The organism is Burkholderia sp. HMSC10F09 (genome assembly GCF_001806955.1).
GTDB classification, from domain to species: domain Bacteria; phylum Pseudomonadota; class Gammaproteobacteria; order Burkholderiales; family Burkholderiaceae; genus Burkholderia; species Burkholderia multivorans.
In genome coordinates this window covers 26,888-34,982 of record NZ_KV786775.1, presented here as the reverse complement: position 1 = coordinate 34,982, position 8,095 = coordinate 26,888, and the positions used below count along the sequence as shown (strand labels likewise).

The 8,095-nt window shown below is 67.5% G+C and carries 8 protein-coding genes and 1 pseudogene; 5 read left to right on the top strand and 4 right to left on the bottom strand.

The features are described 5' to 3' along the window. Positions 1–596: pseudogene (locus HMPREF3115_RS32535) on the top strand (hypothetical protein); the annotation flags it as partial. 96 nt (positions 597–692) lie between these two features. On the opposite strand, the gene HMPREF3115_RS18110 reads toward HMPREF3115_RS32535, so the two are convergent. Together HMPREF3115_RS18110 and HMPREF3115_RS18105 are read right to left on the bottom strand one after the other, a co-directional pair. After that, entirely contained in the window at positions 693–1,664 is a 972-nt protein-coding gene (locus HMPREF3115_RS18110; RefSeq protein WP_006400684.1) for a thymidylate synthase, read from the bottom strand. Between the two features lie 41 nt (positions 1,665–1,705). Next, positions 1,706–3,094 carry a sigma-54 dependent transcriptional regulator gene (locus HMPREF3115_RS18105; RefSeq protein WP_006411866.1) on the bottom strand — a complete coding sequence of 463 codons (1,389 nt, stop codon included), beginning with the start codon at positions 3,092–3,094 and terminating at the stop codon, positions 1,706–1,708. 473 nt (positions 3,095–3,567) lie between these two features. Here HMPREF3115_RS18105 and HMPREF3115_RS18100 point away from each other — a divergent pair, with 473 nt between their 5' ends. Together HMPREF3115_RS18100 and HMPREF3115_RS18095 are read left to right on the top strand one after the other, a co-directional pair. Then, on the top strand, positions 3,568–3,888 hold the full coding sequence (locus HMPREF3115_RS18100) for a hypothetical protein (RefSeq protein ID WP_006406223.1): 321 nt from the start codon (positions 3,568–3,570) through the stop codon (positions 3,886–3,888). A 226-nt stretch (positions 3,889–4,114) separates the two neighbouring features. Beyond that, positions 4,115–4,615: a dihydrofolate reductase gene (locus tag HMPREF3115_RS18095; RefSeq protein WP_006400688.1), complete on the top strand. Its 501-nt coding sequence runs from the start codon at positions 4,115–4,117 to the stop codon at positions 4,613–4,615. A gap of 91 nt (positions 4,616–4,706) precedes the next feature. Here the strand turns inward: HMPREF3115_RS18095 and pmbA are convergent, their stop codons facing one another. Next, the gene (gene pmbA / locus HMPREF3115_RS18090; RefSeq protein ID WP_006406224.1) at positions 4,707–6,077 is read right to left on the bottom strand and encodes a metalloprotease PmbA; all 1,371 of its coding nucleotides are present in this window, start codon (positions 6,075–6,077) and stop codon (positions 4,707–4,709) included. Between the two features lie 128 nt (positions 6,078–6,205). Here pmbA and yjgA point away from each other — a divergent pair, with 128 nt between their 5' ends. Next, positions 6,206–6,808, top strand: a complete 603-nt coding sequence (yjgA, locus tag HMPREF3115_RS18085) for a ribosome biogenesis factor YjgA (protein ID WP_006414361.1) — start codon at positions 6,206–6,208, stop codon at positions 6,806–6,808. Further along, positions 6,792–7,409, top strand: a complete 618-nt coding sequence (gene mog / locus HMPREF3115_RS18080) for a molybdopterin adenylyltransferase (RefSeq protein WP_006414341.1) — start codon at positions 6,792–6,794, stop codon at positions 7,407–7,409. The genes yjgA and mog overlap by 17 nt, the downstream gene beginning before the upstream one ends. A 16-nt stretch (positions 7,410–7,425) precedes the next feature. On the opposite strand, the gene orn is transcribed toward mog, so the two are convergent. Beyond that, positions 7,426–8,061, bottom strand: coding sequence for an oligoribonuclease (orn, locus tag HMPREF3115_RS18075; protein WP_006406227.1), 636 nt, complete (start codon positions 8,059–8,061; stop codon positions 7,426–7,428). Positions 8,062–8,095: the final 34 nt, after the last annotated feature.

The window sequence follows — 8,095 nt, the reverse complement described above, 5'->3', positions numbered from 1 at the left end:
CGGAGCCTGCGTGGATGCAGCCGCATACGCCGCTCGCGCGTCAGCGCCCGACTCCGGCGCCGGCCGCTACGGCTGCGCTGCCGGGCGCGGGCGAGCACGCGGCGCCGCCTTTACACGGCGTCGCACAGCCGCCTCAGGCGCAGCATGCGCCCGACGCCCGACAGGCTCCGGAGCAATCGAACGCGCGGCGCGAAGCCCCCCGCACGTCCGCGCAACCGCCGCTTCAAACGGCGCAGATCCCGCAACCGCGCCCCGACTTCCGCGAACCGGCCCGTCACGCTCAACCCCAGCCGCAGCCGGAACGCGCGGTGCCGGCCGCGCGACCGCAGCGCGAATTCGCGCAACCGGCGCCGCGCCACGACGCCGCCCCGCCGCGCGCGAACGAATTCCGGCCGCCCGCGGTGGCGCGCGAAATGCCGCGCCCGCAGCCGCCGGCACCGCGCATGGAATCGCATCCGTCGATGCCTGCACCGCATGTCGAACAGCGCGCGCCGATGCCCGCACCGCATATCGAGCCGCGTCCGCAGCCGGCGCCGCACGCGGAGGCGCCGCATCCCGCCAACCCACCGCACGGCGACGAACGGCGCCGACACTGAGCGGCGCGCCCGCCCAAACGACGAAGGCCCGACCGGCATACACCGGTCGGGCCTTCGTCGTTGCCGAGCGGAACGGCCGAGCCGGCCGCCGGGCCGTCAGACCGCCATCGGCGCGGTCAGCGGCTCATGGTGTCGGTAACCGACCAGCGAGAAATCCGACGGCTCGACGCGTTCGAGCCATTCCGGCTCGTAGACGCCGGTTTTCGCGTATTCCGGCACGCGATCGGCGATCACGAGCCGCGGGCTTTCGTACGGCTCGCGCTTGAGCTGCTGCTGCAGCATGTCGAGCTGGTTCTCGTAGATATGCGCATCGCCGATGAAGTACGTGAACCAGCGCGGCGTATAGCCCGTCAACCGGCCGACGAGCGACAGCAGCGCTGCGCCTTCGGTCAGGTTGAACGGCGTGCCGAGCCCAACGTCGTTGCTGCGGATATACAGGCACAGCGAGATTTCGCGCTTCGCGACGTTGGGCAGGAACTGGTACAGCAGATGGCAGGCGGGCAGCGCGATCTGGTCGAGGACGGCCGGATTCCACGCATGAAACAGAATGCGTCGATCGGCGGGATTCTCCATGATCGTGTCGAGACACTGACGCAGCTGATCGATCGCCTTGTACAGCAGCACCTTCTGCGCGCCATCCTCGTCGAAGCGCGTGACGATCCGGAAACCTCGGCGCTGCGCGTCGGCGAGCTGCGCGTCCGCGTGCGCGTCGAGCACCTTGTAGCCCGGCCACTGGCGCCACTGCACGCCGTACACGTCGCCCAGATCGTCGACGCCCTGCCGGTACGGATTCGCGAGCCATTGCGCGTTCTCGTTCGCGTTGGCGTCCCAGACCTTGCAGCCGAGCGCGCGGAAATCGGCCGCGCTGCGCGATGCGCGCAGAAAGCCGATCAGTTCGCCGATCGCGGACTTGAACGCAAGTTTCTTCGTCGTGACGGCCGGGAAGCCCTGCTGCAGGTCGAACCGCAACATCGCGCCCGGCATGCTGATGGTGCGGATGCCCGTGCGGTTCTCCTGCCAGGTGCCGGTGTCGAGGATGGTGCGAACGAGGTCGAGATACTGTTTCATGCGGGTTCCTTCGGCCGCGAGGGCGGCCGTACCCGCAGATTTTAGCAAGCGTGGCGAGGAAGCTCCGGCGGCGGCGGCGAAAACGGCGCGAGCGTGTCGCCGCGGTCGCGCATCCCGTGTGCACACATCAGCCGATACAGCGTCACGCGCGACACGCCCAGTTCGCGCGCGGCGTCCGCGAAACGGCCGCGATGCCGCAGCAGCGCCTGCTCGATCGCCTGCCGCTCGGCCGCTTCGCGCGCCTCGACGAGCGACACCGGCGCGAGCGCCGCATAGTCGTTCAGCTCGAGATCGGCCGCGGTGATCGTCCGACCTTCCGACATCACGATCGCGCGCCGCACGCGATTGATCAGCTCGCGCACGTTGCCGGGCCACGCATAGCCGTACAGCGCGGCGACCGCATCGGGCGAGAACCCGCGCAGACGGCGATGCGCGTCGCCCTTGAAACGCTCGAGCATGTGGCGCGCAAGCACCTCGATATCGCGGCCCCGCGCCCGCAGCGGCGGTTCCTCGATCTTCAGCACGCAGAGACGATGAAACAGATCCTCGCGGAACCGGCCTTCGCGCAGCGCTGCCTCCATGTCGACGTGCGTCGCGCAGATTACGCGCACGTCGACCGGCACCGACGCATGCGCGCCGAGTCGTTCGATCTTCCCTTCCTGCAGGAAGCGCAGCAGGCTCGCCTGGCTCTCGAGCGGCAGATCGCCGATCTCGTCGAGAAACAGCGTGCCGCCGTTCGCGGCTTCGACACGCCCGATCTTGCGCTGATTCGCGCCCGTGAATGCGCCGCGCTCGTAGCCGAACAGCTCGGCCTGCAGCAGCGTCGCCGGAATCGCGCCGCAATTGATCGCGACGAACGGCGCGTGCGCACGCGCCGAGCGTTCGTGAATCGCGACGGCCGTGAGCTCCTTGCCGGTACCCGATTCGCCGGAAATGAAAACGGGCGCGTCGGTCATCGCGACGCGCCGGATCGTCTTGAACAACGCGAGCATCGCGTCGCACGTGCCGACCATCTCGCCTTCGCCGCGCCCGCCGGACGCGACCGGATCGCTCAGCGCAATCATGCCGTGCGCATGCCCGACCGTTTCCACGATGCGCGCTGTCTCGTACGGCATCGTCACATAGTCGAAACAGTAATCGCGGATCACATGCCGCAGCATCGGGTCCTGCAACTGGCCGCGACACGTTGCCGCGATCCAGCCGACGTGCTGGATGCTCAGGCACGACTCCAGCTCGCGCAGCTCCGCGGGCTTGAAGCCCGGCGAGAAATCGAGGAATCCCGCGGTGGCGACGCCCTGCTGCACGACGCGCCGTACGTCGCGTACGGTCTCCGCGAGATCGACGCGCCAGCCGCAGTCGTCGAAATGGCCGCGCAATGCGTCGTCCGGCTCGCGCGAATAATAGATCACATGCCGCTGCTCGGCTCCCATATGCTCACCCCGTTCGTCCACCGTGTAACGATTGCCGCGCACGCACGTCACGTGCGAAAAATTCGAATCGGGCCCGGCCCGATGCGCGGCAACAGCAGGCCTCGCATAATGGCGCTTGTCTGGCGTCCAGATTGTTGTTGTCGGATGGTCTCCGTGACAGCCGTCGAACGGCATGAAGCCGTGTCGGCGCATGTGTCGATCCGGCCGACTGCTCAGGATTTCGATCGATCAATCATCTGCACATAGCGCGGGCGCAGCGAAGCGTTCGACATCGACACACGCGCCGATTGTCGTCCCGGATGCGCAGCGATTGAATCCGCAGTATTCCGGAGCCCTGTCGTTTCACGACTGAAACATTTTTTGCGCTTCTTCCCGCGTCGTTCGCGACACGCGTACGCGCATGCCCGTCGCGACAACGCTCTCGCCGCGATGGCATGCATTTCGCTGAATAGCGAATAACAGGGAGAGCGGCCATGCAAAAACGCCTTTTACATTCTTTCATTCCGCTCGCGATTGCCGCCGCGTATGCGTTCGCACCCGCGCACGCAGACGAAAGCGCGCGCGCCGCACGCGACACCTGGCTACGCGACGCGGCGCCCGGCATGCGGACGCACGAAGGCGCGGGGATCATCGCGGTGTCGGCGCCGCGGCCGGTGCCGGCCGGCAAGATGTCGGTGACGCTTTGGGATGAAATCGGGCCGCCCGCGCCGTTGCCGACGCCGCTGCCCGCGCCGCAGCCGTCCGATGTCCAGCACGCGATGCACGAAGGCGCGGAAACCAACGTGCATCAATGAAACGTCCGCGCCGATCGCACGTCAGTCGATCAGGATCGCGTATCGATCGTCCGTACGGTATCGGCAACACGATCGATCGACATCGCCACCTCGTGCGATGCAACGGTTTCGAGCCCGTCCCCCGGCGGGCATTTTTTTGTCTGCACGCAGGCGCAGCGTGCCGCGAGGAGGCGCGCCCGTTCCGGTAGAATCGGCGCCATTCCGGTTCTTCCTCTCTCCGACCTTCATGACGACGTTGACCTTGATCGTCGCGCGCGCCCGCAACGGCATCATCGGCCGCGACAACCAGCTGCCCTGGAAACTTCCTGAAGACCTCGCGTTCTTCAAGCGCACGACGATGGGCGCGCCGATCGTGATGGGGCGCAAGACGCACGAGTCGATCGGCCGTCCGCTGCCGGGCCGCCGCAACATCGTCGTCACGCGCGACGCGTCGCGCCGCTTCGACGGCTGCGACACCGTCACGTCGCTTGCCGATGCGCTCGCGCTCGCCGCACGCGACGGTGCCGCGGAAGCATTCCTGATCGGCGGCGCGCAACTGTATGCGGAAGGCCTCGCCCAGGCGGATAAGCTGATCGTCACCGAGATCGATGCCGACTTCGAAGGCGACGCATCGTTTCCGGCGCCCGATCCCGCACAGTGGCAGGAAGTGTCGCGCGATGCGCATCAGGCTGCCGCGCCGAACACGTTCGGTTACGCATTCGTCGTCTACGCACGCAAGCGCGGCTGATACGTACCGCCCCATGAAAAAAAACCGACCGGCTCGCGCCGATCGGTTTTTTTTCGTCCAAGCGCGCCGCCGACGCGGCGCAGTGCCGTGCTTACTGGCCGGCGATCGTCATCTGCTCGATCAGCACCGAGCCGGTTTCCTTCGTGCCGCGCACGATCGAATCCGCGCCGATCGCGACGATGTGCCGGAACATTTCCTGCAGCGTGCTTGCGACGGTAATCTCCTCGACCGGATACTGGATCACGCCGTTCTCGACCCAGAAGCCCGCCGCGCCGCGCGAATAATCGCCGGTCACGTAGTTCACGCCCTGCCCCATCAGTTCGGTCAGCAGCAGGCCCGTGCCGAGCTTCTTCAGCATTGCGTCGAAATCGTCGCCCGGCTGCGTGTTCGAGCTGCGCAGCGCGAGGTTGTGCGAGCCGCCGGCGTTGCCGGTGGTCTGCGTGCCGAGCTTGCGCGCCGAATACGTCGACAGGAAATAGCCTTCGACGACGCCGTCCTTCACGACGCTGCGCGAGCGCGTGCGCACGCCCTCTTCGTCGAACGGCGCGCTACCCATCGCGCGCGGCACGTGCGGATCCTCGACGATCTGCACGTGCGGCGCGAACACCGGCTTGCCGAGGCTGTCGACGAGGAACGACGTCTTCCGGTACAGCGCGCCGCCGCTCACTGCCTGTACGAACGCGCCGAGCAGACCGGCCGCGAGCGGTGCTTCGAACAGCACGGGCACCTTGCGCGTGTCGAGGCGACGCGCACCCATGCGTGCGAGCGCGCGCTCCGCGGCATAGCGGCCCACCGCTTCCGGCGCGGCGAGATCGGCCGCGCTGCGCTTCGACGTGTACCAGTCGTCGCGCTGCATGTGACGGCCGCTGCCCGCGATCGGCGCACACGCGATGTAGTGACGCGAGTACGGATAGCCGCCGAGGAAGCCGCGCGACGTGGCGAGCACGAACTGCGAATGCTGCGCGGACACGCTCGCGCCTTCCGAATTGCGGATCTGCGGGCTGACCGCGAACGCGGCGTCTTCCGCGCGGCGCGCGATGTCGACGGCTTCGTCGGCCGACAGCGCCCACGGGTGATAGAGATCGAGATCGCGCGGATCGGTCTCGAGCAGTTCGGCTTCGGCGAGGCCGGCCGCGTCGTCCTCGGCCGTGAAGCGCGCGATGTTGTAGGCCGCTGCGACCGTATCCTTGATGGCGGCCGGCGAGAAATCGGACGTGCTCGCGTTGCCGCGCTTCTTGCCGATGAACACCGTCACGCCGACCATCTTGTCGCGATTGTGCTCGATCGTCTCGACCTCGCCGCGGCGCACCGAGACGGACAGGCCGTCGCCTTCGGAGATTTCGGTCGCCGCGTCCGTCGCGCCGAGCGCCTTCGCATGGCGAAGAATGTCCGAGGCGATTTCTTTGAGCTGATCCTGCGTGTGCGGGAAATAGCGCGCTTGTACGTCGAGATTGGCTGCCATCGTCGTGATATCCGGTGGCGGGCAGGCCGCCCGCATGGTCAAAATGTTGCGTATCCCGCGATCATAGCAAGGTCCGGGGCCGGATACCGACAAGCTGGGCGCATGCGCGCCGCGATACAATGCCGCCCATGAACCGCAAAACCCGAATCCAGCCGATCGAGCATGCCGACGACGACGTCGACAACGGCTACGATCGCCCCAGCAAATCCCAGTTGAAGCGCGAAATGCACGCGCTGCAGGAACTTGGCCAGGCGCTCGTCGACCTGCCGAAAGACGCGCTCAAGCGCATGCCGATGCCGGAAGACCTCGCGGACGCCGTCCGCGAGGCGCGCCGCATCACCGACCACGAAGGCAAGCGCCGCCAGCTGCAATACGTCGGCCGCGTGATGCGCTCGCTGACCGACGACGAAACGGCTGCGCTGCGCACCGCACTTGACGCGCAGCGCGGCGTGAACAAGGCCGCGACCGCGCGGCTGCACTGGATCGAGCGCACGCGCGAGCGGCTGCTCGCCGACGACGCGGCGCTGACCGAATTCATTCGCCAGTATCCGGACGCCGACGTGCAGGAAGGCCGCACGCTGATCCGCAACGCGCGCAAGGAAGCGCAGCTCGGCAAGCCGCCGCGCTACTTCCGCGAGCTGTTCCAGTGGATCAAGACCGCGAGCGGCACGCCCGACACCGACGATACGGCGTCCGACGAAGCCGGAGACGACGATGACGACGCAGCGTAATCATCCCGACGAGCTCGTGGTCGGCCTCGTGTCGATCAGCGACCGCGCCAGCACCGGCGTCTACGAAGACCAGGGCATTCCGGCGCTGCAGGCATGGCTCGGCACCGCGCTGACCTCGCCGTGGCGCGCGCACACGCGCCTGATCCAGGACGATGCGGCGACGATCTCCGCGACGCTCGTCGAGCTCGTCGACGTCGCGCGCTGCGATCTCGTGTTGACGACCGGCGGCACGGGCCCCGCGCGTCGCGACGTGACGCCCGAGGCGACGCTGGCGGTGGCCACGAAGGAAATGCCGGGATTCGGCGAACAGATGCGGCAGATCAGCCTGAATTTCGTGCCGACCGCCATCCTGTCGCGGCAGGTCGCGGTGATCCGCGAGACGGCCGACCACGCGGCGCTGATCATCAACCTGCCCGGGCAGCCGAAGTCGATCCGCGAAACGCTCGAAGGGCTGCGCGATGCCGACGGCAAGTCGACCGTGCCCGGCATCTTTGCCGCGGTGCCCTACTGCATCGACCTGATCGGCGGGCCGTACATCGAAACCGACGCCGCGGTGGTCGCGGCGTTTCGGCCGAAAAGCGCGCAGCGCGCGCCGCGCTGAGCGCGTGCCGGGCCGCTCAGGCGGCCGGCGCCGACTCGCCCGCCGATGCGGCTGCGGAGGCTGCGGAAGCCGCCGGAATCAGGAAGTGCTGGCGATAGTACTTGAGCTCGTCGATCGATTCGTGGATGTCGGCCAGCGCCGTATGCATCGCACGCTTCTGGAACCCCTTGTAGATCGCCGGCTGCCAGCGGCGGCAGAGCTCCTTGAGTGTGCTGACGTCGAGGTTCCGGTAGTGGAAGAAGCGCTCGAGCTCCGGCATCCAGCGCGCCATGAAGCGGCGGTCCTGGCAGATCGAGTTGCCGCACATCGGCGACTTGCCGGGCGGCACGTATTGCGCGAGGAAGGCCTGCAGCTGCGCGGCGGCCTCCGCTTCGGTCACGGTCGATGCGCGCACGCGGTCGATCAGACCCGAGCGGCCGTGCGTCGACTTGTTCCAGTCGTCCATCTTCGCGAGCGTTTCGTCGCTCTGGTGGATCGCGAACACGGGACCTTCGACGGCGATCTCGAGCGTGGAGTTGGTCACGACGACCGCGATCTCGATGATGCGGTCGTTATCCGGGTCGAGGCCCGTCATCTCCATGTCGAGCCAGACGAGATTCAACTCGTTGCGCACGAGTGCGGGCTGGCTGGCGGAAGCGGCGGTATCGGTCATGAGTCATCCTGGAAAATGGCGGACGGCGCGCGGC